The sequence below is a fragment of the Psychromarinibacter halotolerans genome, from assembly GCF_029168315.1.
Classification (GTDB): Bacteria; Pseudomonadota; Alphaproteobacteria; order Rhodobacterales; family Rhodobacteraceae; genus Psychromarinibacter; species Psychromarinibacter halotolerans.
On sequence record NZ_JARGYD010000002.1, the window covers coordinates 40,898 to 61,451 of the forward strand.

The window sequence follows — 20,554 nt, forward strand, 5'->3', positions numbered from 1 at the left end:
ACTGGAAGGCATCCCCGGCTCACAGTGTTGACCGCGACAAGGCCCGTGAGAGGCCGGTCTGCGTGAGTATTTGCCCTGCCCTGTTGCACGGGCACGGGATGGCCTCTCGCACAGACGCTACGGACGACGTACCAATAGGGAGACCTTCATATGCATTTCGGACATTCTAAACGGGCGCGTTATATGCTCGGCGGGGCGATGGCCCTTGCGCTGACCGCGACCGCGGGACTTGCCGACATCCGGTTCTGGACCACCGAGGAACAGCCCGAACGCCTTGCCCTTCAACAGGAAATGGCCACCGCCTTCGAGGAAGAGACCGGCATCGCGGTCGAGGTCATTCCAGTGACGGAAAGCGACCTTGGCACCCGCACGACAGCCGCCTTCGCCGCAGGCGATCTGCCCGACGTGATCTATCACACGCTGCAGTACGCCCTGCCGTGGTACGAAGCCGGCATTCTTGATTCCGACGCCGCGACCGAGGTGATCGAGGCGCTGGGCGAAGACACCTTCGCCCCCGGTGCGCTGGGCATGGCCTCGGTGGACGAAGGCTGGGCCAGCGTTCCCGTGGACGGCTGGACGCAGATGATCATCTACCGCAAGGACCTGTTCGACGAGGCCGGTCTGGAAGCGCCCAGCACCTATGCCAACGTGCTTGCGGCGGTCGAAGCTCTGCACAACCCGCCCGAGATGTTCGGCTTCGTAGCGGCGACCAAGGTGGACGAGAACTTCATGAGCCAGGTGCTGGAGCACGTCTTCCTCGCCAACGGCGCCACGCCGGTCGGCCCGGACGGGTTCGCCGGCTTCGACGAAGCGAAGACCACCGAGGTTCTGGAATTCTACAAGGCCATCGCCGAAGCCTCGCCCCCGGGCGAGCTGTACTGGGACCAGTCGCGCACGCTCTACTTCGCCGGGCAGGCCGCGATGATCATCTGGTCGCCGTTCATCCTCGATGAACTCGCCGGTCTGCGCGACAGCGCGCCGCCGACCATCACCGACGACCCGACCTCGCCCGAACTGGCGTCGAAAACCGGCATCGTGACCAACTTCGCCGGCCCGTCGAACCCGGACGGCGCGGCTTGGGCCGACATCCGCTATTTCGGCATCACGGTGGACGCCAACATCGACGAGGCGATGCAGTTCGTCGAGTACTCGATGGGCGACGGCTATACCTCGACTCTGTCGATCGCGCCCGAGGGCAAATTCCCGGTCCGCAACGGCACCGCCGAGAACCCGACCGAGTTCATCGACGCGTGGGCCACGCTGCCGATGGGTGTCGACCGCAAGGCGCCGATGGGTGACGTCTATGCGCAAGAGATGATCGACGAGGTCGTCGGCGGCCTCGACGTGGCGCAACGCTGGGGCGTCGAAGAAGGACAGCTGGCGCTGGCCTCGAAGATCATCAACTCGGGCGCGATCAACCGCGTCGTGCGTCAGTACATCGACGGCGAGATCGACGCTGCGGCGGCGGTCGAGGCGATGAACGCGGAACTGTCCGCCATCGAATAACAGGTCGCAAGACCCGCACGCCCCTTCCCCCGACGGGGGGAGGGGCAGACAAGGGGGCATTCCCCGACAGACCGGACAGGACGCATGACCACAGCCACCCCCCCAACGGGCCGCGGCCCCCTTGCCCGCCGAGAGGCACGGCTGGCCTGGGGCCTGCTGCTGCCCACGATTATATCGGTGTCGCTGGTGGTGATCCTGCCGCTGCTGTCGATCTTCTGGATCAGCTTCAAACCCATCGGCCTTGCCGACCTGCGCCCGCCCGCACCCGTGGTGCGTGAATCGCTGCGCGGCCGGCCCGAGGCACCGGGGGACGACGGCGAACTTCAATACCGCCTGCGCAACTCGTCACAGGACAAGCCGATCCTCGGCGTCACCCTGTCCGACACCCTGCCAGACGGGCTGACCATCACGGGCGACATCGACCCGCGCTGCAGCCTCGACGGTCGCGACCTGTTCTGCGACTTCGGCGACCTCGAAGGCGGCCAGCGCGAAACCATCGAGATCCCGGTCACCGTCGAGGCGGCCTATCTCGACAGCGGCGCCGACGTCGAAGACACGGCCCCCGGCATCACCGGGCGCGCCGACAACATCCTGACAAACGCGGAATTCACGCTGGACAACTTCTCGCGCATCTTCAGCGGCGACGAGTTCATCACCGTGCTCTGGGCCACCATTTTCTATACCGTCTTCGGCACCGTGGGCGCGCTGGTGGTCGGGCTGTTCGCCGCCATGCTGCTGAACAAAGAGTTCCGCGGCCAAGGCATCCTGCGCGGCCTGTACCTGTTTCCCTACGTGGCGCCGGTCATCGCGGTCGCCTTCACCTGGGTGACGCTGTTCGACCCGTTCTCGGGATCTGCGAACGCGCTGCTGGTTCAGATGGGCGTGGTCGACAGCCCGATCAACTTCTTCGGACAGCGCCCGCTGGCCCTGATCATGGTCACCGTGTTCGAGATCTGGCGCTACTTCCCGCTGTCGTTCCTGTTCATCCTCGCCCGGATGCAGTCGATCGATACGGATATGTACGAGGCCGCCGACATGGACGGCGCCTCGCCGTTCCAGCAGTTCTGGTACCTGTCGCTGCCGCAGCTTCTGGGCATCCTGTCGGTACTGTTCCTGCTGCGCTTCATCTGGACCTTCAACAAGTTCGACGACATCTTCCTGCTGACCGGGGGCAACGCCGGAACCCGCACCCTGACGGTGAATGTCTACGAACAGGCCTTCGCGGTCTCGAACATCGGCGCGGGCGCCGCCGTCGCGGTGGTGATCTTCTGCGTGTTGCTGGTGTTCTCGATCTTCTTCCTGAAATACGTCAGCCGCGAAGAGGGCCTGTAATGACCATGCAAACCGCGCGCCCGCTTCTTCTCTTTGCAAATACCTCGGGGGAGTCACGCGTCAGCGTGACGGGGGCAGAGCCCCCCCTGCACCCCGCCATGCCGGGGGCCGACCGATGAGCGCGCTGCGGCACGGCTGGCTGACCGGTCTCGTCATCGGCCTTCTCTGGCTGTTCATTCTCGCCTCGGCCTTCGCCGTGGCCGTGGCCTTCGGCGCGGGGGCAGAGATCCGGCCCGCGCTGCTGTTCATCGCGGTGCTTGGGGTGGTGACGGGGCTGGGTTGCGTGATGCTCGGCGACCGCCCCTTGGTGGTTCAGATCGCGACGACCGTGCTGTTCGGCCTTCTGGCGGCCGTTGGCCTTGGCCCGATCATAAGTACCGGCGATACGTCCCCCGCGCTGCTGATCGCGACCAACGCCGTGCTGGGCTTCGCTTTCGGCTGGTCGATGACGCGCATCCTCGGCGCCATGCCCGCCGGCGCGCTGAACCGGCACATATTCGAGGCGGCCGTGATCCGGTTCCTGACCGGCACCGGCTATATCCTTTTCACCGCGCTCGTCGCCATCCCGTTCTACGTGATGGTCATGACCAGCCTGAAGAACCAGCAGCAACTGGTGCAGAACCCGCTCGACTTCTCGCTGGACCTGTCGAAGGGCTTGGACCTGTTTTCAAGCTATGTCGAGCTGTTCAGCCAGTTCAACTTCGGCAGCTACCTGTGGACTTCGTTCTACGTGTCCTGCCTGACCGTGGCGATCACGCTGCTGTTCTCGGTTCCCGGCGCCTACGCGGTGGCGCGGCTGCGCTTCGCCGGGCGGACGGCCTTCTCGCGGTCGATCCTGCTGATCTACATGGTGCCGATGATCGTGCTGGCCCTGCCGATCTACATCGTGTTCTCGATGACCGGCCTACGGAACACCATCTTCGGTATCGTCATCATCTACCCGGTCACGACCATCCCCGTGGCGCTGTACATGCTGCAGGGCTATTTCCGCGGCCTGCCCGCCGAGGTCGAGGAAGCCGGGCTGATGGATGGGCTGACCCGGCTGAAGGTGATCTGGAAGATCACCCTGCCCTTGTCGTTGCCTGCGCTGGCCTCGGTGTCGCTTTACGTGTTCATGATCGCGTGGAACGAGTTCCTGCTGGCCTTCATGCTGCTGGACGATCCGTCCAAGTTCACCCTGACCCGCGGCGTCGCGATGCTGAACTCGTCCGAGATCCCGCGCCAGCACCTGATGGCGGGCGCGGTGATCGCGACGGTGCCAATCATGGTGCTTTTCCTCGGGCTTGAGAAGTTCATGACCAAGGGCCTGACAGCGGGGAGTGTCAAAGGATGAGCTGCCGTTCGTTCCCCACGATGAGGGCAGCGCCGTACCCGAGGGGTGGCGCACTAGCGCCGCCCCTGGGGGGCGGGTCGGCGCTGCCCGGCGTCGCCGCCGGGCGGGACGTGGTTCATGGACCTGCGCCCGCCGGAAATGGCCTTTACGCTTTGGGAGCCGAAACAAATGGCTGATGCCACCACCTGCGACCGCGAGGCGCGCGCGATCCTCGCGAAGAACGACCGTGGCGGCTATACCGTGCCGACGGCAAACCTGTACCCGTACCAGTGGAACTGGGACAGCGTGTTCGCCGCCATCGGCTTTGCCGAGCATGACATGGACCGCGCGTGGACCGAGATCGAGACGCTGTTCCGGGGCCAGTGGTCCAACGGGATGGTGCCCCATATCCTGTTCCATCAGGTCGACCCCGGCTACTTCCCCGGCCCTGATGTCTGGCGCGGCGTCGGCCCGATCCCGTCGTCAGGCATCTCGCAGCCGCCCATCGCAGGCACCTTCGTGCGCTGGCTGCTAGACCGGAACCCTGGCGCCCAGCCGCGCGCCCGCGCCCTGTTCAAACCACTGATGGACTGGCACCGCTGGTTCATGACGTGGCGCAACGAGGGCGGCGCCATCGTCGTCACCCACCCGTGGGAAACCGGGCGCGACAATTGCCCCGACTGGGATGGCCCGTTCGCCGCGATCGAACCCGAGGGCGTCGAGCAATACTATCGCCGCGACACGACGCATGTCGTCGAAGAGGAACGCCCGCGTCGCTACGACTATGACCGTTACCTGTACCTTGTGAAGCTGGGCGCCGAGTGCGGCTGGGACGAGGCGCAGCTGAAGGACACCACGCCGTTCCGCGTCGCCGACCCCACGATGACCTTCACCCTGCTGCGGTCCACTCGCGACCTGAAGGCGATGGCCGAACGGTTCAAAGAGCCGGTGGACGAGATCGACCGCTGGATCGCCGAGATGGAGGACGGCTCGGAACGGCTGTGGAACGCCGAGGCCGGGACGTACGACTGCTATGACATCCGCGCCGGCAAGCACACCGGCGTCGTGTCCAACGCCTCGTTCCTGTCGTGGTATGCCGGCGTCGGCGGCGACCGGATGCTGGAGCAGTTCGACCGCATCGCGGGCCTGACGAAATACTATGTCCCGTCCACCGACCCGGCGCATCCGGCCTACGAGCCCAAGCGGTACTGGCGCGGGCCGGTCTGGGCGATGATGAACATGCTGGTCGCCACCGGCTTGGGCGAGGCCGGCCATGTCGACCGTGCAAAGGCGCTGACGGACAACACCCGCGCGCTGATCTCGAAGAACGGCTTCGCCGAGTATTTCGACCCGACGAACGGCGCCCCCGCAGGCGGGCGCGACTTTACCTGGACCGCCGCCGTCTGGCTGGCTTGGGCCTCTCCCAACACGGGGAAAACACCATGGGCAGCATAAGCCTTCAATCCGTCGAAAAATGGTTCGGCGACCTTCAGGTCATCAAGGGCATCGACCTGGACATCCACGACGGCGAGTTCATCGTCTTCGTCGGCCCCTCGGGCTGCGGCAAGTCCACCCTGCTGCGGATGATCGGCGGTCTGGAAGAAACGTCGCGCGGGAAACTGCTGCTGGACGGCAAGGACGTCACCGACCAGCCGCCGCACCAGCGCGGCCTGTCGATGGTGTTCCAAAGCTATGCGCTGTACCCGCACATGTCGGTCCGCGACAACATGGGCTTCTCGTTGAAGACTGCCGGCGCGCCGAAGTCCGAGATCGACGACAAGGTGAACAACGCCGCCGCGATCCTGAAGCTGGAACCCTACCTTGACCGCAGACCCAAGGCCCTGTCCGGCGGCCAGCGACAGCGCGTCGCCATCGGCCGGTCGATCGTGCGCGACCCGACCGCGTTCCTGTTCGACGAACCTTTGTCGAACCTCGACGCCGCCCTGCGGGTCGAGATGCGGTACGAGATCGCCAAGCTGCACCGGGCGCTGAAGGCGACAATGATCTACGTCACCCACGATCAGGTCGAGGCGATGACCCTCGCCGACCGGATCGTTGTGCTGGAATTCGGCACCATCGCGCAGGTGGGGACTCCGAAAGAGCTGTACGAACGTCCCGCGAACCTGTTCGTGGCGCAGTTCATCGGCTCTCCGGCGATGAACATCGTGCCCTGCACCACGTCGGACGGCCGCTATGGCTTGGAAGGCGGGCGTGGCGGGGTCTACACCGGCGATCACGGCGCTGTTCAGCTTGGCATCCGCCCCGAACACATCGACATCGGCGCCCCCGGCGAAGGACAGGTCGATGCGCGCGTCGACGTCTTGGAATACCTTGGCGCCGACAGCTACGTGATCGTCGATGCCGGCCCTCTTGGCCAGATGACGATCCGCAGCCACGGCGAGCAAGAAGCAGAGCCGGGTCAGGAGATCGGCCTGAAATTCCGCGAGGATCGTCTGCACTTCTTCGACGACAAGGGGCTGGCGGTCCGGCGCTGACCGGCCCTATACCGGGCCCGTATGAGAACCACCGCCGACCGCATCCGCCACTCGCTGCTTCTTGAAGTGTTCGCGCTGCTGATCGTGACCCCGCTGGGCGCGATCGCTTTCGGCGTGCCGGTGTTCGACTTCGGCATCGTCGCGCTTGTCTGCAGCATGGTCGCGATGCTGTGGAACTATGTCTACAACCTGCTGTTCGACCGCGCGATGCTGCGCGCGACGGGCAGTAGCGTGAAGGCGATGCGCCACCGCATTCTGCACGCGGTGCTGTTCGAGGCCGGGCTGCTGGCCCTGCTGGTTCCCTTTATCGCATGGCACCTTGGCGTGACGATCTGGGTCGCGTTGATGATGGACATCGCCCTTGCGGGCTTCTTCCTAGTCTACACCTTCCTGTACAACATCGCCTACGACGCGGTGTTCCCGATCCCGAACGCGCCGGTGCCGCCGAAAGGCTGACCCGGCCGCCCAATCTCGCGCCGAAACCGGCGCCCCCACAACCTCGCGGCGAAAAGTTCTTTGCCCAACGCGAGTGTTGCGCCAGAATTAACCCGTCTTAGCAAGTGATGGAGAGAAGGATGTCCGACAGCAGCCCCGCTTCGGGAGGCAAGGGAATGTCCCTGACTGTCAAAGTCATGATCGGCATGGTGGCAGGGCTTATCGTCGGCATCGTATTCAACGCCATCGACTCGGACTTCATCAACACGCACATCGTCGGCGGCTTCTTCGCGATGGTCGGCACGATGTTCGTCAACGCCCTGAAGATGCTGGTGGTCCCGCTGGTGATCTTCTCGCTGATCTGCGGCGTGACCGGGATCGGCGACATCCGGGTGCTCGGGCGCGTCGGCGGCAAGTCCTTCGGCCTGTACCTTTTCACCACAGCGGTCGCGATCGCCATCGCGATCCTGATGGCGCTGATCGTGGCGCCGGGCGACGGGTTCGACATGACCGGCGTCGACACCTCGGGCGTCACCGGACGCGAGGCGCCGACCGTCTGGCAGGTGTTCGCGGGCATCGTTCCGACCAACCCGATTGCCAGCTTCGCCAGCGGCGAGATGCTGCAGATCATCTTCTACGTGATCATCGTCGGGATCGCCGCGCTGATGCTGGGCGACCGGTCCAGACCTTTCATCGAAGCCTGCGAATACATGAACGAGCTGATGATGAAGGTGGTGTCCATCGTGATGGCCTTCGCGCCCTACGGCGTGTTCTGCCTGATCGCCAAGACGTTTACCGAACAGGGGATCGAGCTGTTCGTGCCGGTGCTCGCCTATGTCGGGACGCTGACGGTGGCGCTGTTCTTCCACCTGTTCGTCACGCTGATGATCATGCTGAAGGTGCTGGCGGGCCTGAACCCGTTCACCTTCATGACCAAGATCCGCCCGGCGCAGATCTTCGCCTTCTCGACCGCGTCGTCGAACGCGACGATCCCGGTCACCTTCCGCTGCGTGACGCAGCGGATCGGGGCCGACAACTCGGTCGCGTCCTTCACCGTGCCGTTCGGCGCGACGATCAACATGGACGGCACCGCGATCATGCAGGGCGTGGCCACCGTGTTCCTTGCCAACGTCTACGGCATCGACCTTGGCGTCGGCGGCTACCTGACGGTGATTGCGATGGCGGTCCTTGCGTCCATCGGGACGGCCGGCGTGCCGGGCGTGGGGCTGGTGATGCTGACGATGGTGCTGGGACAGGTCGGCCTGCCGATCGAGGGCATCGCCCTGATCCTCGGTGTCGACCGGCTGATGGACATGATCCGCACGGCGGTGAACATCACCGGCGACGCGGTGGTGTCGACCATCGTCGCGAAGTCCGAGGGCAAGCTGGACATGGCCGTGTTCCGCGACCCGGACGCCGGCGTGATCATCGACCACGAGCTGGACATCGACCCCGCCGCCGAGGCGCGGCTGGCCTCTGCGGCGCATCCCCCGCGGAACGCGCCGGCCGAGTGACCCGGCAACCGTGCCGGGTCGCCTGTTCCTGACCGCATCGCTTTCCGGGGTCGCGGATTTCCTCGGCGTCGACGCCACGGGGGTCGCGCCCGACCCGCCCCGGTTCAACATGGCCCCGGGCGAGCAGGTCCTGACGTGCCCGCCCGACCGCACACTGACCCAGATGCGATGGGGCATGATCCCGGTCGGCCGCGTGAACGCGCGGGGACGGCCGGTGATGGAGACCATCGTCAACGCCCGGTCGGAAACGGTGTTCTCCAAATCCGCGTTTGACGGCGTCACACGCGCTTTGGTGCCCGCGAACGGCTGGTACGAATGGACCGGCGAGAAACGGAAAAAGACCGCGTGGCGCATCGCCCGGCGCGACGGGAGGCTGCTGGCCTTCGCGGCGATCTTCGACGTCTGGAACGGGCCCGGCGGCGTTCGGCTGCCGCAGGTGGCGACCGTTACCTGCCCGCCGTCGGGCGACGTGAAGCACATCCATGACCGCATGGGCGTCCTGCTGGACCCCGACCAGTTCCCGATTTGGCTGGGCGACGACACCGAGGCGGCCGCGTCACTGATGCGGCCCTACCCGGATGGCAGCCTGTTGGTCGAAACCGCGACCGGCGTCGACTGGACCGCGCCCTAGAGTCTGCGAAGGCTCGGGCGCCGCAACGCCGACAATCCCGCTTTCCTTTCCCCTGCGGCCGGTTCAATGATCCCGGCATGGAATTCACCGCGACATTCTGGACCCTCGCCGCGATCGCATCGCTTTTCGTCGGCATGTCGAAGGGCGGCCTGCCGATCATCGCGCTGCTGTCGGTGCCGATCCTGTCCTTCGAAATGCCCGCCGCGGCGGCCGCGGGGCTGCTGCTGCCGGTCTACATCATCTCGGACATCTACGGCGTCTGGCTGTACCGGCGCGAGTACTCGGCCCGGAACCTCAAGATCCTGATCCCCGCCGCCGGGATCGGTATCGCACTGGGGTTCATAACGGTGGCATGGGTGCCGGGCGACGCGGTGAAACTCGCCGTAGCGCTGACCGGGCTATACTACCTTGCCGACAAGATGCGCAGGCGGCTGAACCCCAGTATGCCGCCCCGGCCCGCCGACGTGCCGCGCGGCCTGTTCTGGGGGGCGCTGGCGGGGTTCACCAGCTATATCTCGCACGCGGGCGGCCCGCCGTTCCAAGCCTATACCCTGCCGCAGAAGCTGCCGAAGATGGTCTTCGCGGGCACCGCCACGATCCTGTTCGCCTGCGTGAACCTCATGAAGGTGCCGCCCTACGTCATGGCCGGGCAGATCACGCTGCACAGCCTGTCGGCGATCCTGTGGCTGACGCCGGTGGCTCTGTTCGGCGCGTGGTCGGGGTATCGCCTGACCCGCGTACTGCCCGAGAAACTGTTCTTCGCCTTCGTCGAGACCGCGCTGCTGCTGCTGTCGCTGAAACTGATCGCCGACGTGATCTTCTGATCACCGCGCCCACTTGCCACTGCCGCACGCCCGTATATCCTCGCGCTCCAGATACAGGAGGATCACCCCATGCAAATGAGTTCCGAACGCGAGATCGCAGCCCCGCCAGAGGAAGTCTGGGCCGCGATCCTCGACCCCGAGGTGCTGCAGGCCTGCGTGCCCGGCTGCCAGGAGATGTCCGGCAACGCCGACGACGGGTTCGAGGCGACGGTCGTGCAGAAGGTCGGCCCGGTCAAGGCGACCTTCAAGGGCCAGGTCACGGTCGAGAACCGGGTCGAGCAGGAAAGCCTGACCCTCGTGGGCGAAGGCAAAGGCGGCCCCGCCGGGTTCGCCAAGGGGGCAGCCGACGTGAAACTGACACCGACCGAGACCGGCACGTTGCTGTCCTACGAGGTCGACGCGAAGGTTGGCGGCAAACTCGCCCAGCTGGGCAGCCGCATCATCGACGGCTTCGCGAAGAAGATGGCCGACCAGTTCTTCGAACGCTTCCAGACCGCCATCGAAGGCACCGCCGAAGCGGTGCCGGACGACGCGCCGGAGGAAGAGAAGAAAAAAGGCTGGCTGTCGCGCCTGAGAGGCTGACGCCGGTTCCGGGGGCTCTGCCCCCGCCCCGCCTTCGGCGCGGCTCCCCCGAGGTATTTTCAAAGAGAAGAAGCAGCCCCTTCGCGCTCTTCTTCTCTTTTGAAATACCTCGGGGAGCGCGAGGGGCTGGCCCCTCGCTTCCGTCAGGTGTGATCAGGCCGCGCGGTCCGGGAACAGCCCCGCCAGCCCGTCCGGCGATGCGGCGGCGATGCCGCGTTCGGTTATCAGTCCGCTGACCAATCGCGCGGGTGTGACGTCGAAGGCCGGGTTGCGCGCGCCGGTCGTGTCGGGCGAGATCTGCACCTGTGTCACCGTTCCGTCCGCCAGCTTGCCCTGAACATGGGTGACTTCCGCGCCGCCGCGTTCTTCGATCGGGATGTCGAACCCGTCCTGGATCGTCCAGTCGATCGTCGGAGACGGCAGCGCAACGTAGAACGGTACTCCGTTGTCTTGCGCCGCAAGCGCCTTCAGGTAGGTGCCGATCTTGTTGCAGACGTCGCCGCGCGCGGTCGTGCGGTCGGTGCCGACGATGACAAGGTCGACCTCGCCCCGCTGCATCAGGTGTCCGCCGGCGTTGTCCACGATCAGGTCGTGGCTGACGCCGTGGCCGCCCAGTTCCCATGCGGTCAGCAGCGCACCCTGATTTCGGGGCCGGGTTTCGTCGACGAAGACATGCACCGGGATGCCGGCCTCGTGCGCCTGATAGATCGGCGAGGTCGCGGTGCCCCAGTCGACCGTCGCGATCCAGCCCGCGTTGCAGTGGGTCAGCACGTTGACCGGCCCGTCCTTTTTCGCGGCGATGTCCTTGATCAGCTCCAGCCCGTGGACGCCGATCATGCGGTTCGTCTCGACATCCTCGTCGCAGACCGCCGCCGCCTTCGCGAAGGCCGCCGTCGCGCGGTCACCCACCGGCAGCGGGCGCAGCGCCGTCTGCATGGTTTCGAGCGCCCAGCGCAGGTTCACCGCGGTCGGACGCGTGGCGTTCAGGGCTTCGCAGGTTTCGGCCAGATTGCCGTCCGAGGCGTCGCGCGCCATCGCGCAGGCCACGCCGTAGGCGGCCGTCGCCCCGATCAGCGGCGCCCCCCGGACCCACATATCGCGAATCGCCGTCGCGAAATCGTCAAGGCTTTCCAGCGTAACGATGCGGAACTCGTGCGGCAGCCAGCGCTGGTCGATGATCCGGACCTCGCCGTTCTCGAACCAGATGGAGCGGTAGTGGGTGTCGCCGACCTTCATGCGGATCTCCTGTGGTTGCAGGTGTCGGGGCAAGTGTCTCGCGTGGTCGGCATCGCTTCAAGGGGAAAGACGCGGCGCCGTGGTTCTGTACCCCATTGCACTTGGCCGCGTCGCGCGCGACGTTCCGGCCATGACCACGTCCCCCCTGATCCGCGACATCGGCCTGTCGGGCATGCTTGTCACCTTCGCCGACCGCCTGTCCGAGCCTGCGAACCGCGCCGCGCTGGCGTTTCGCGCGGCGGTCGATCAGGCCGGGTGGGACGGCGTGCACGAGACTGCGACGTCGCTGGCGTCGGCCTTCATCCGTTTCGATCCGCTGGAACTGGACCACGACGCGCTGAAGGACCGGCTGCAAGAGATGCTGAGCGGTCGCGACTGGCTGGCAGAACCGTTGCCCGAGGGGCGCACGCTGTGGACCATTCCCGTCGCGCTTGGCGGCGACAGCGGTCCGCAGTTCGACGAGGCCGCCGACGCGGCGGGCCTGTCCCCCGACGCCGCAACCGAGGACATCGCCGCCGCCCGCACCCGGGTGCTGACCATCGGCTTCGCGCCGGGTCAGGCCTATCTCGGAGAGTTACCCGAGCACTGGAACATTCCCCGGCTGCGCGATCTGTCCCCGAATGTGCCGCAAGGCGCGCTGGTTGCCGCGATCCGGCAGCTGATCGTGTTCGCCCGGACCACGCCCACCGGCTGGCGGCATATCGGGCAGACCGCGTTCCAGTCCTTCCGGCCCGGCACCGACACGCCTTTCCCGCTGACCCCCGGCGACGAGATCCGGTTCGAGCCGACGACGCCCGACGCCATCGCGCGGCTGGCCGACGGGGACGGCATCGGCGCCACCTCCGAGCCCATCGCATGAGCCAGCTGACGGTTCTTAGCGCCGGTCCCGGCGTCACGGTGCAGGACGCGGGGCGGCCCGGCCACCTTGCGACCGGCCTGTCGCGCGGCGGTGCCGCCGACCCGCTGGCGCTTGCCGAAGGGGCGGCGCTGTTGAGCCAGCCCCCCGATACGGCGGCGATCGAGATGGCGGCGATGGGCGGCACGTTCCGCGCGGACCGCGATCTTCGCATCGCCCTGACCGGGGCGCCGATGCAGGCGACCGTCGATGGCGAACGCCTGGCATGGAACGCCAGTCACCTGCTGGAGGCCGGCAAGACCTTGGCCCTCGGCGGCGTCACGCAGGGCGCTTATGGCTACCTGCATATCGGCGGCGGCATCGCGACCGAGCCTGTTCTGGGGTCACGCGCCACCCACCTTGCCGCCGGTCTTGGCGCCGCCTTGCGCAAGGGGGACACGCTGCCGCTTGGACAGGACCGTGGCGGTGAAACCGGGATGATGCTGGACGTGGCCGACAGGGTCTCGGGCGGGACGGTCCGGGTGGTTCCGTCGATGCAGACCGACCGGTTCGCGCCCGCCGACCTGCAGCGGTTCGAGGACACGCCGTTCACCCGCGATCCGCGCGGCAACCGGATGGGCGTCAAGATGCAGTTCGAGGGCGACCCGTTCGCTGCGCAGGACCAGTTGGTGATCCTGTCCGAGATCATCGTGCCCGGCGACATACAGGCAACCGGCGACGGCGCGCCGTTCGTGCTGCTGTCAGAATGCCAGACCACGGGGGGCTATCCCCGCATCGCCACCGTGATCCCCGCCGATCTGCCCCGCATCGCGCAGGCCGGCCCCGGGGCAACGATCCGGTTCGCCTTTGTTTCCCGCGAACAGGCGCTGGCCGCCCATCGCGCCCACGCCGCTCATCTGGCGAAGCTGCCGCGCGCGCCCCGGCCCCGCATCCGCAACCCGCACGACATCCCGGATCTTCTGAGCTATCAGCTGATCGGAGGTGTCACAGCCGGAGACGAGACATGACCCTAGCCATCGACCTGAACGCCGACATGGGCGAAAGCTTCGGCCCTTGGCCGATGGGCAACGATGCCGCGCTGCTGAAGATCATCAGCTCGGCCAACATCGCCTGCGGCTTCCACGCGGGCGATCCGGATCACATGGCGCGCGTCATGCGGCTGGCGGTCGAGAGCGGGGTCGGCATCGGCGCGCATCCCGGGCTGATGGATCTGCAAGGCTTCGGCCGCCGCCGGATGCAGGTTCCGAACGAGACTCTTGGAAACTGGGTGCGCTACCAGCTTGGTGCGGCGCGGGCGATGGCGGCTTCGGTCGGCGGCAAGGTCCGCCACCTGAAACTGCACGGCGCGCTGGGGAACATGACCTCGGAGGACGAGACGATGGCCCGCGCCTGTTACGAGGCCGCGCTGGACGTCGATCCGGACCTGACCATCATGGTGATCGCCGCGACCGCCCAGCAGCGCGCCGCCGAAAAGCTGGGATGCGCCTTCGCCGCCGAGGTCTTCGCCGACCGTGCCTACAACGACGACGCGACGCTGGTGGACAGGTCCCGGCCCGGTGCCGTGATCCACGATGCCGCCTTTGGGGCAGAGCGGATCGTGAAGATGGTGAAGGCGGGCGCGATCCTGTGCGACAGCGGCAAGCAGATCCCGACGCGGATCGACACCATCTGCGTTCACGGCGACAACGCCGAGGCCGTCGCGCTGAGCACGGCGGTGCGCCGTGCGTTGGAAGACGCGGGCATCGCGGTGCGACCGATCTGACGCTGAGGCGATCACCGGCTGTTAACCCGAATCCCCGTAGGACTCGCGCGACCAAGCGAAGGAGACGCGGGATGCGGACTGGAAAACGGGGCGCCGACAGGCACCAAATCGGGTTGCCTGCGGACCTTGCTCATGCCGTTCGCGACAACATGGCCGTTGCGTGGATCTCTCCCGATGGTCAGATCGAGGACGCAAGCGACCGGTTCTGCGATCTGATGGGCTATGAGTCCGGGGAAATGAAGGGTCTGCCCCACGAACAGCTGCTAGAGCCGAAAGATCGCGGAAGCCCGGAACATGCACGGTTCTGGGATGACCTGAACCACGGCAAGATCCGTGGTGACGACGCGTTCCCCCGTATCGACGGCAGCGGAAACACCGTCTGGATCGGCGCGAATTACTTCCCGGTGATGGACGAGGACGGTGCGCTGCGCCGTGTCATCCTGTTCGCGCGCGACGTGACGAAATCCGTGCGCGGCAATGCCGAGGCGCAAAGCCGTCTGGATGCGCTGGACCGGTCGCAGGCCCGCGTCGAGTTCGACCCCGACGGCACGATCCGGATGGCCAACGACAACTTTCTGAAGGTCGTCGGCTATGACAGGGACGAGATCATCGGCAAGCACCATCGCATGTTCTGCGACAAGGACTATGCCGCCAGCCCCGAGTATGCACGGTTCTGGGACAACCTCGCGAAGGGGCAGCACACAGCGGGCGAGTTCCGGCGCATGGGGAAGGACGGGCACGAGATCTGGCTTCAGGCCAGCTATAACCCGATCCTTGGCCCAAGCGGGAACACGCGGGGCGTCGTGAAGATCGCGTCGGATATCACCGCAGACAAGCTGGATTCATTGCTGTCGCAATCCCGTCTAGACGCGCTGAGCGACGCGCAGGCCATCATCGAGTTCGAGCCCGACGGCACGATCCGCGATGCGAACGAGAATTTCCTGTCTTGCGTCGGCTACTCGATCGAGGAAATCCGTGGCAAGCATCACCGCATGTTCATGCCCCCGGACGCCGTTGGCACCGAGGAATACGCGCGGTTCTGGGACGACCTGCGGCAAGGCCACTTTCAGGCGGGCGAATTCCAGCGGGTCGGCAAGAACAACCGCGAGATCTGGCTTCAGGCAACCTACAACCCGGTCGCCGACAGTCAGGGCAAGGTGTTCCGCGTCGAGAAGTTCGCGAACGACATCACCGGGTCCAAGACTGCGATCGCGGCGTTCCAGACCGCGATGTCCCGACTGGCCGGCAACGATCTTGCCGTCCGCATCAACGACAGCGTGCCGCCCGAGTTCGAGGCGTTGAAATCGCAGTTCAACCAGTCGATGGATGCCCTGTCGACGGTCATCGCTGGCATTTCAGAGCGCACGGATCGCATTCTGGCGGACGCGGCGCAGATCGAATCCGCCGCAGACGACCTGAGCGTACGCACCGAACGGCAGGCTGCCACGCTGGAAGAAACCGCGGCGGCGCTGGACCAGATGGCCGGGTCGGTGCGCAATGCCGCCGCCAGCGCCGAAGAGGCCGCCGCAACCTCGACTTCGGCCGAGGACAGCACGACCACCGGGCTGGAAACGGTGAAACGAGCAGTGGCTGCGATGAACGAGATCGCGGAAAGCTCGAACAAGGTATCCCGGATCACCGACACCATCGACGCGTTGGCGTTCCAGACCAACCTGCTTGCGCTGAATGCCGGGGTCGAAGCGGCACGCGCCGGAGAGACGGGGCGCGGCTTTGCCGTCGTCGCCTCGGAAGTCCGGCAGCTTGCGCAACGCTCGTCGGAAGCCTCGCAGGAAATCGCGGACCTGATCCGCGCGACCTCCAGCCAGATCCAGTCCGGCGTAAAGCTGGTGGACGATTCCGGCGGCGCGCTGGAACGGATCGCGGCCTTCGTCGGCGACATCCGCAAGAAAGTGGCCGGCCTTGCCGCCGCCGCGCAGGAACAGTCGCGCGGGCTGGACGACATCAACGCCGCAGCGGGCGAACTGGACAAGGTCACCCAGCAGAACGCGGCGATGTTCGAGGAAACCACCGCCGCCACCCAATCGCTGAAGCGCGAGGTGACGGATCTGTCGGACAGCACCCGCCAGTTTTCCCTAGGCGACGGCGCAGACAGCGGAAGCTGGGGCGACGCAGCGGACCGGGCCGAAGCACGCCGAAGCGCCTGATCCTGCCCGACGTGCTTGACCGTACCGGGTTCCTCGGCCATCACCCCGTGCAATCCGCATGGTGTGACGTCGACGATGAAGCCCTTCCTGATCCTGCAGCTTCGGCCAGAAACCGACGCCGCCGACAACGAGTTCGAGGCGTTCCTGTCCAAGGGCGCCCTGACCCCCGACCGGGTGCATCGCATCCGGCTGGATCAGGACCCGCTGCCCGACGATCTTGACCTGTCCCGCTATGCCGGCACCATCGTCGGTGGCGGCCCGGGGTGCGTATCGGACCCGCCCGAAAAGAAATCTAAGGTCGAGGCGCGGATCGAAGCCTCTGTTCTGTCGCTGATGCCCCGGATCACCGGCGCCGATTTGCCCTTTCTCGGGTGCTGCTATGGCATCGGCATCCTTGCCCACCATCTGGGCGCAGAGGTCTCGAAGGCACGCTATGGCGAACCCGTCGGCACCTCATTGTGCCACGTCACCCCGGACGGCGCCGCCGATCCGCTACTGACCGGCCTGCCGACCAGCTTCGAGGCTTTCGTCGGCCACAAGGAGGCCGCGCAAGAGCTTCCGCCCGACACGGCGCACCTGCTTGCCTCGGATGCCTGCCCGTTCCAGATGATCCGCCACGGGCAGAACGTCTATGCCACCCAGTTCCACCCCGAGGCGGACGCGGCAGGCTTTCATGTCAGGATCGATATCTACCGCCATCGCGGCTACTTCCGCCCGGAAGAGGCGGACGATCTGCATGCGATGGTCGATGCCGCCCGGGTCGACGCGCCCGAGTTGATCTTGCGGAACTTCGTGACGCGCTATGGCTAGGCGACGGGCCGCGTGCGGAGGAACAGGTACAGCGGCAGACCGCAGCTGACCCCGATGCAGAATGTGGCCGGGATCGCCAGCAGGGCGATCCAGTTCCGCCGCACCCATGTTTCCGCCAGCACGAACACGGTCAGCGCGATGGCCGCGATGGTCAGATCCCACACCAGCCCTGTGCTGCCGGACGTCACGAACCAGCTGTCCACCAGACCCGACAGCGATACCCCGTTCTCGCGCCAGTGCCGCACGAACCACCACATCGGATGGATCGCGCCCCAGACGGCAAGGCCAAGGTAGATCCAGCGCAGCGCGGACATGGCCTAGAAGAACCCGTCGGGGTCGATCTGGCTGGGGTCGGTGATGTTGTTCGGGTCGATCCCCGAGCCGGGCGGCACCGGCGCGCCATCGACGCCGCAGGACGCGGCGAACGTCAGCACCAGCAAGGCAGCCCAGACCGGTTTCATCCCAGCATCTCCTTCCAGCGCGCCACCTGCGCCCGGACCTGATCCGGCGCGGTGCCGCCATAGCTCATCCGGCTGGCGACCGAATTGTGCACGCCCAGCACCCCGAAGACATCGTCGCGGATGCCCTCGTGTACCGACTGCATCTCGGCCAGCGACAGGTCGGGTAGATCGCAGCCCTTCTTCTCGGCCATCGCAACCAGCGTTCCGGTCACATGATGCGCGTCGCGGAACGGCAGGTCCAGTTCCCTGACCAGCCAGTCGGCAAGATCGGTCGCGGTCGAGAAGCCCGAGGACGCGGCGGCCTCGAGGCTGGGGCGGTTCGCCTCCATGTCCTTGACCATGCCTTCCATGGCCGCCAGCGCCAGCATCAGGCTGTCGGCGGCGTCGAAGGTCTGTTCCTTGTCCTCTTGCATGTCCTTGGAATAGGTCAGCGGCAAGCCCTTCATGATGGTGAACAGCGCCACCTGCGCACCAAGGATGCGACCGATCTTGGCGCGGATCAGTTCCGCCGCGTCGGGGTTCTTTTTCTGCGGCATGATCGACGAGCCGGTCGAAAAGCGGTCGGACAGCGCCACGAACCGGAACTGGGCCGAGGACCAGATCACCAGCTCTTCTGCGAAGCGCGACAGGTGCATGGCGCAGATCGCGGCGGCAGACAGGAATTCCAGCGCAAAGTCGCGGTCGGCCACGGCGTCCAGCGAGTTCGCGGACGGCCGGTCGAAGCCCAGCGCCGTTGCCGTGGCGTGGCGGTCGATCGGGAAAGAGGTGCCAGCCAGCGCGGCGGCACCCAGCGGGCTTTCGTTCATCCGCACGCGCGCGTCGGTGAACCGGCTGCGGTCGCGGGCGAACATCTCGACATAGGCCATCATGTGGTGGCCCCACGTCACCGGCTGCGCGGTCTGCAGGTGGGTGAAGCCCGGCATCACCCAGTCGGCCCCCGCCTCGGCCTGAGTGACAAGCGCGGACATCAGCGCGGTCAGCCCGTCAATGGCGGCGTCGCATTGGTCGCGGACCCAAAGGCGGAAATCGGTCGCGACCTGATCGTTGCGGGACCGCGCCGTGTGCAGGCGCCCGGCGGGTTCGCCGATCAGGGCCTTCAGCCGCGCCTCGACGTTCATGTGAATGTCTTCCAGCGCGGTCGAGAATTCGAACGTACCGCCCTCGATCTCTGACAAAACGGTGAGCAGGCCTTCCCGGATCGCCTCGGCGTCTTTATCGGTAAGGATGCCCTGCGCCGCCAACATCGCGGCGTGGGCGCGCGAGCCCCGGATGTCCTGGGCGTAGAGCCGCTTGTCGAAGCCGATCGAGGCGTTGATCGCCTCCATGATCGCATCGGGCCCCGCGGCGAAGCGTCCGCCCCACATGGCATTCGATTTCGTGTCGTTCATTTGGCTGACCCTCGGAGGGAAGATTACATGCGCTGGTTCCGGTTCGCCGTCCTCTACACCTGCCTTGGCCTTTGCGCAAATGGCGCCTTGGCAGCCGATCCGTCGGCGTTGGAGACGATGCGCGAGGGCGACATGCGCAAGCTGGTGATCCACCCCGAACCGGAAGCGGTGCCCGATATCAGCTTTGTCGACGCGGCAGATGCCGAGGTCAGCCTGGACCAGTACCGGGGCAAGTACGTGCTGGTCAATTTCTGGGCCACGTGGTGCGCGCCCTGCCGGAAAGAGATGCCGTCGCTGTCGGCGCTTCAGGCCGAGTTCGGAGGCGACGACTTCGAGGTCGTGACCATCGCCACGGGCCGCAACCCGGTGGCCGGGATGCGTCGGTTCTTCGAAGAGGTCGGCGTCGACAATCTGCCGCTGTACCGCGACCCCAAGCAACAGCTGGCGCGGCAGATGGCTGTGCTGGCGCTGCCGGTCAGCGTGATCCTAGACCCCGAAGGGCGCGAGATCGCGCGGCTGATGGGCGACGCCGACTGGCACGGCGACAGCGCGCGGGCGATCGTATCCGCATTGGTCGGCGGCGAAAGCTGATAGGTCAACGCGGCGGTGCCATCGCCGCGACCTGCGCGTGCCGGGCGCAGCCGGTCACGTGGTCGTTCACCATGCCGCAGGCCTGCATCCACGCATAGACGATGGTCGGGCCGCAGAACTTGAACCCCTCGGCCTTCAGGTCCTTCGAGATCCGGCGCGACAAGGGGGTTTCGGCGGGCACCTCGGCCATCGACGCGAAAGCGTTCTGGATCGGCGCCCCGCCGACCCGATCCCAGAGAAAGCGAGAGAACCCCTCGCGCTCTTCGATCTTCAGGTAGGCGCGGGCGTTGCCGATGGTCGCTTCGATCTTGCCGCGGTGGCGGACGATGCCGGAGTCGGCCAACAGGCGCGTTACGTCCGCCTCGTCCCAGCCCGCGATGACCTGCGGATCGAACCCATCGAACGCGGCGCGAAAATTGTCGCGCTTGCGCAGGATGGTGATCCACGAAAGCCCCGCCTGAAAGCCATCGAGAATCAGCTTTTCCCAAAGTGCGCGGCTGTCGTACTCGGGCACGCCCCACTCGGTATCGTGGTAGGCGACATAAAGCGGGTCTTCGCCGCACCAGCTGCACCGGCCATCCATTTCTTGCGCTCCGTCAGGTAGTTAAAAGAAACCGGGCATCCATTTCAAATTAGAACAAACCAGAAACTTCA

Annotated in this window: 21 protein-coding genes; 16 read left to right on the forward strand and 5 right to left on the reverse strand. The window is 66.1% G+C overall.

Going from position 1 to position 20,554, the window contains the following annotated elements; all coding sequences use genetic code 11:
- Positions 1 to 198: 198 nt before the first annotated feature.
- From P1K30_RS05080 to P1K30_RS05125, 10 genes are all read left to right on the forward strand, one after another.
- Positions 199 to 1,506 carry an ABC transporter substrate-binding protein gene (locus tag P1K30_RS05080; RefSeq protein WP_275631611.1) on the forward strand — a complete coding sequence of 436 codons (1,308 nt, stop codon included), beginning with the start codon at positions 199 to 201 and terminating at the stop codon, positions 1,504 to 1,506.
- A gap of 84 nt (positions 1,507 to 1,590) precedes the next feature.
- On the forward strand, positions 1,591 to 2,838 hold the full coding sequence (locus tag P1K30_RS05085) for a sugar ABC transporter permease (RefSeq protein ID WP_275631612.1): 1,248 nt from the start codon (positions 1,591 to 1,593) through the stop codon (positions 2,836 to 2,838).
- Between the two features lie 115 nt (positions 2,839 to 2,953).
- Positions 2,954 to 4,171 carry a carbohydrate ABC transporter permease gene (locus tag P1K30_RS05090; RefSeq protein WP_275631613.1) on the forward strand — a complete coding sequence of 406 codons (1,218 nt, stop codon included), beginning with the start codon at positions 2,954 to 2,956 and terminating at the stop codon, positions 4,169 to 4,171.
- Between the two features lie 168 nt (positions 4,172 to 4,339).
- Positions 4,340 to 5,605: an MGH1-like glycoside hydrolase domain-containing protein gene (locus tag P1K30_RS05095; RefSeq protein ID WP_275631614.1), complete on the forward strand. Its 1,266-nt coding sequence runs from the start codon at positions 4,340 to 4,342 to the stop codon at positions 5,603 to 5,605.
- Positions 5,593 to 6,645: an ABC transporter ATP-binding protein gene (locus P1K30_RS05100; RefSeq protein WP_275631615.1), complete on the forward strand. Its 1,053-nt coding sequence runs from the start codon at positions 5,593 to 5,595 to the stop codon at positions 6,643 to 6,645. Before P1K30_RS05095 ends, P1K30_RS05100 begins: the two co-directional genes overlap by 13 nt.
- 21 nt (positions 6,646 to 6,666) lie before the next feature.
- Positions 6,667 to 7,101 carry a PACE efflux transporter gene (locus tag P1K30_RS05105; protein WP_275631616.1) on the forward strand — a complete coding sequence of 145 codons (435 nt, stop codon included), beginning with the start codon at positions 6,667 to 6,669 and terminating at the stop codon, positions 7,099 to 7,101.
- 155 nt (positions 7,102 to 7,256) lie between these two features.
- On the forward strand, positions 7,257 to 8,594 hold the full coding sequence (locus tag P1K30_RS05110) for a dicarboxylate/amino acid:cation symporter (protein WP_275631617.1): 1,338 nt from the start codon (positions 7,257 to 7,259) through the stop codon (positions 8,592 to 8,594).
- A gap of 10 nt (positions 8,595 to 8,604) precedes the next feature.
- Positions 8,605 to 9,225 carry an SOS response-associated peptidase gene (locus P1K30_RS05115; protein WP_275631618.1) on the forward strand — a complete coding sequence of 207 codons (621 nt, stop codon included), beginning with the start codon at positions 8,605 to 8,607 and terminating at the stop codon, positions 9,223 to 9,225.
- Between the two features lie 77 nt (positions 9,226 to 9,302).
- A complete protein-coding gene (locus P1K30_RS05120; RefSeq protein WP_275631619.1) occupies positions 9,303 to 10,049 on the forward strand; it encodes a sulfite exporter TauE/SafE family protein in 747 nt (248 codons plus the stop codon).
- Between the two features lie 69 nt (positions 10,050 to 10,118).
- Positions 10,119 to 10,631 carry an SRPBCC family protein gene (locus P1K30_RS05125; RefSeq protein WP_275631620.1) on the forward strand — a complete coding sequence of 171 codons (513 nt, stop codon included), beginning with the start codon at positions 10,119 to 10,121 and terminating at the stop codon, positions 10,629 to 10,631.
- A 153-nt stretch (positions 10,632 to 10,784) separates the two neighbouring features.
- Here P1K30_RS05125 and mtnA read toward each other — a convergent pair whose 3' ends face one another.
- Complete coding sequence (gene mtnA, locus P1K30_RS05130) at positions 10,785 to 11,867, reverse strand: S-methyl-5-thioribose-1-phosphate isomerase (protein WP_275631621.1); 1,083 nt, start codon at positions 11,865 to 11,867, stop codon at positions 10,785 to 10,787.
- Between the two features lie 130 nt (positions 11,868 to 11,997).
- Here mtnA and P1K30_RS05135 point away from each other — a divergent pair, with 130 nt between their 5' ends.
- The 5 genes from P1K30_RS05135 (at position 11,998) to P1K30_RS05155 (ending at position 17,460) form a co-directional block, all read left to right on the forward strand.
- A complete protein-coding gene (locus P1K30_RS05135; RefSeq protein WP_275631622.1) occupies positions 11,998 to 12,726 on the forward strand; it encodes a 5-oxoprolinase subunit B family protein in 729 nt (242 codons plus the stop codon).
- On the forward strand, positions 12,723 to 13,730 hold the full coding sequence (locus tag P1K30_RS05140) for a 5-oxoprolinase subunit C family protein (RefSeq protein ID WP_275631623.1): 1,008 nt from the start codon (positions 12,723 to 12,725) through the stop codon (positions 13,728 to 13,730). The genes P1K30_RS05135 and P1K30_RS05140 overlap by 4 nt, the downstream gene beginning before the upstream one ends.
- Positions 13,727 to 14,485, forward strand: coding sequence for a LamB/YcsF family protein (locus tag P1K30_RS05145; RefSeq protein WP_275631624.1), 759 nt, complete (start codon positions 13,727 to 13,729; stop codon positions 14,483 to 14,485). The genes P1K30_RS05140 and P1K30_RS05145 overlap by 4 nt, the downstream gene beginning before the upstream one ends.
- 71 nt (positions 14,486 to 14,556) lie before the next feature.
- On the forward strand, positions 14,557 to 16,650 hold the full coding sequence (locus P1K30_RS05150; protein WP_275631625.1) for a methyl-accepting chemotaxis protein: 2,094 nt from the start codon (positions 14,557 to 14,559) through the stop codon (positions 16,648 to 16,650).
- Positions 16,651 to 16,725: 75 nt separating this feature from the next.
- Complete coding sequence (locus P1K30_RS05155) at positions 16,726 to 17,460, forward strand: glutamine amidotransferase (RefSeq protein WP_275632270.1); 735 nt, start codon at positions 16,726 to 16,728, stop codon at positions 17,458 to 17,460.
- Here the strand turns inward: P1K30_RS05155 and P1K30_RS05160 are convergent.
- The 3 genes from P1K30_RS05160 to argH are packed head-to-tail and all read right to left on the reverse strand — an operon-like array spanning position 17,457 to position 19,309.
- A complete protein-coding gene (locus P1K30_RS05160) occupies positions 17,457 to 17,774 on the reverse strand; it encodes a DUF2834 domain-containing protein (RefSeq protein WP_275631626.1) in 318 nt (105 codons plus the stop codon). The two genes, P1K30_RS05155 and P1K30_RS05160, sit on opposite strands and share 4 nt — an antisense overlap.
- A gap of 3 nt (positions 17,775 to 17,777) precedes the next feature.
- Entirely contained in the window at positions 17,778 to 17,921 is a 144-nt protein-coding gene (locus P1K30_RS05165; RefSeq protein WP_275631627.1) for a hypothetical protein, read from the reverse strand.
- Positions 17,918 to 19,309 (reverse strand): argininosuccinate lyase, encoded by a 1,392-nt coding sequence (gene argH, locus P1K30_RS05170; protein WP_275631628.1) that lies wholly within the window; start codon positions 19,307 to 19,309, stop codon positions 17,918 to 17,920. The genes P1K30_RS05165 and argH overlap by 4 nt, the downstream gene beginning before the upstream one ends.
- 27 nt (positions 19,310 to 19,336) lie before the next feature.
- Between argH and P1K30_RS05175 the strand changes: the two genes are divergently transcribed.
- Complete coding sequence (locus P1K30_RS05175; protein ID WP_275631629.1) at positions 19,337 to 19,900, forward strand: TlpA family protein disulfide reductase; 564 nt, start codon at positions 19,337 to 19,339, stop codon at positions 19,898 to 19,900.
- Between the two features lie 4 nt (positions 19,901 to 19,904).
- On the opposite strand, the gene P1K30_RS05180 is transcribed toward P1K30_RS05175, so the two are convergent.
- Positions 19,905 to 20,483 carry a DNA-3-methyladenine glycosylase I gene (locus P1K30_RS05180; protein WP_275631630.1) on the reverse strand — a complete coding sequence of 193 codons (579 nt, stop codon included), beginning with the start codon at positions 20,481 to 20,483 and terminating at the stop codon, positions 19,905 to 19,907.
- Positions 20,484 to 20,554 lie beyond the last annotated feature (71 nt).

Coding starts and splice junctions, on each gene's coding strand:
- P1K30_RS05080 (WP_275631611.1), top strand. CDS start 199: ATGGCCCTTGCGCTGACCGCGACCGCGGGACTTGCCGACATCCGGTTC.
- P1K30_RS05085 (WP_275631612.1), top strand. CDS start 1,591: ATGACCACAGCCACCCCCCCAACGGGCCGCGGCCCCCTTGCCCGCCGA.
- P1K30_RS05090 (WP_275631613.1), top strand. CDS start 2,954: ATGAGCGCGCTGCGGCACGGCTGGCTGACCGGTCTCGTCATCGGCCTT.
- P1K30_RS05095 (WP_275631614.1), top strand. CDS start 4,340: ATGGCTGATGCCACCACCTGCGACCGCGAGGCGCGCGCGATCCTCGCG.
- P1K30_RS05100 (WP_275631615.1), top strand. CDS start 5,593: ATGGGCAGCATAAGCCTTCAATCCGTCGAAAAATGGTTCGGCGACCTT.
- P1K30_RS05105 (WP_275631616.1), top strand. CDS start 6,667: ATGAGAACCACCGCCGACCGCATCCGCCACTCGCTGCTTCTTGAAGTG.
- P1K30_RS05110 (WP_275631617.1), top strand. CDS start 7,257: ATGTCCCTGACTGTCAAAGTCATGATCGGCATGGTGGCAGGGCTTATC.
- P1K30_RS05120 (WP_275631619.1), top strand. CDS start 9,303: ATGGAATTCACCGCGACATTCTGGACCCTCGCCGCGATCGCATCGCTT.
- P1K30_RS05125 (WP_275631620.1), top strand. CDS start 10,119: ATGCAAATGAGTTCCGAACGCGAGATCGCAGCCCCGCCAGAGGAAGTC.
- mtnA (WP_275631621.1), bottom strand. CDS start 11,867: ATGAAGGTCGGCGACACCCACTACCGCTCCATCTGGTTCGAGAACGGC.
- P1K30_RS05135 (WP_275631622.1), top strand. CDS start 11,998: ATGACCACGTCCCCCCTGATCCGCGACATCGGCCTGTCGGGCATGCTT.
- P1K30_RS05140 (WP_275631623.1), top strand. CDS start 12,723: ATGAGCCAGCTGACGGTTCTTAGCGCCGGTCCCGGCGTCACGGTGCAG.
- P1K30_RS05145 (WP_275631624.1), top strand. CDS start 13,727: ATGACCCTAGCCATCGACCTGAACGCCGACATGGGCGAAAGCTTCGGC.
- P1K30_RS05150 (WP_275631625.1), top strand. CDS start 14,557: ATGCGGACTGGAAAACGGGGCGCCGACAGGCACCAAATCGGGTTGCCT.
- P1K30_RS05155 (WP_275632270.1), top strand. CDS start 16,726: ATGAAGCCCTTCCTGATCCTGCAGCTTCGGCCAGAAACCGACGCCGCC.
- P1K30_RS05160 (WP_275631626.1), bottom strand. CDS start 17,774: ATGTCCGCGCTGCGCTGGATCTACCTTGGCCTTGCCGTCTGGGGCGCG.
- P1K30_RS05165 (WP_275631627.1), bottom strand. CDS start 17,921: ATGAAACCGGTCTGGGCTGCCTTGCTGGTGCTGACGTTCGCCGCGTCC.
- argH (WP_275631628.1), bottom strand. CDS start 19,309: ATGAACGACACGAAATCGAATGCCATGTGGGGCGGACGCTTCGCCGCG.
- P1K30_RS05175 (WP_275631629.1), top strand. CDS start 19,337: ATGCGCTGGTTCCGGTTCGCCGTCCTCTACACCTGCCTTGGCCTTTGC.
- P1K30_RS05180 (WP_275631630.1), bottom strand. CDS start 20,483: ATGGATGGCCGGTGCAGCTGGTGCGGCGAAGACCCGCTTTATGTCGCC.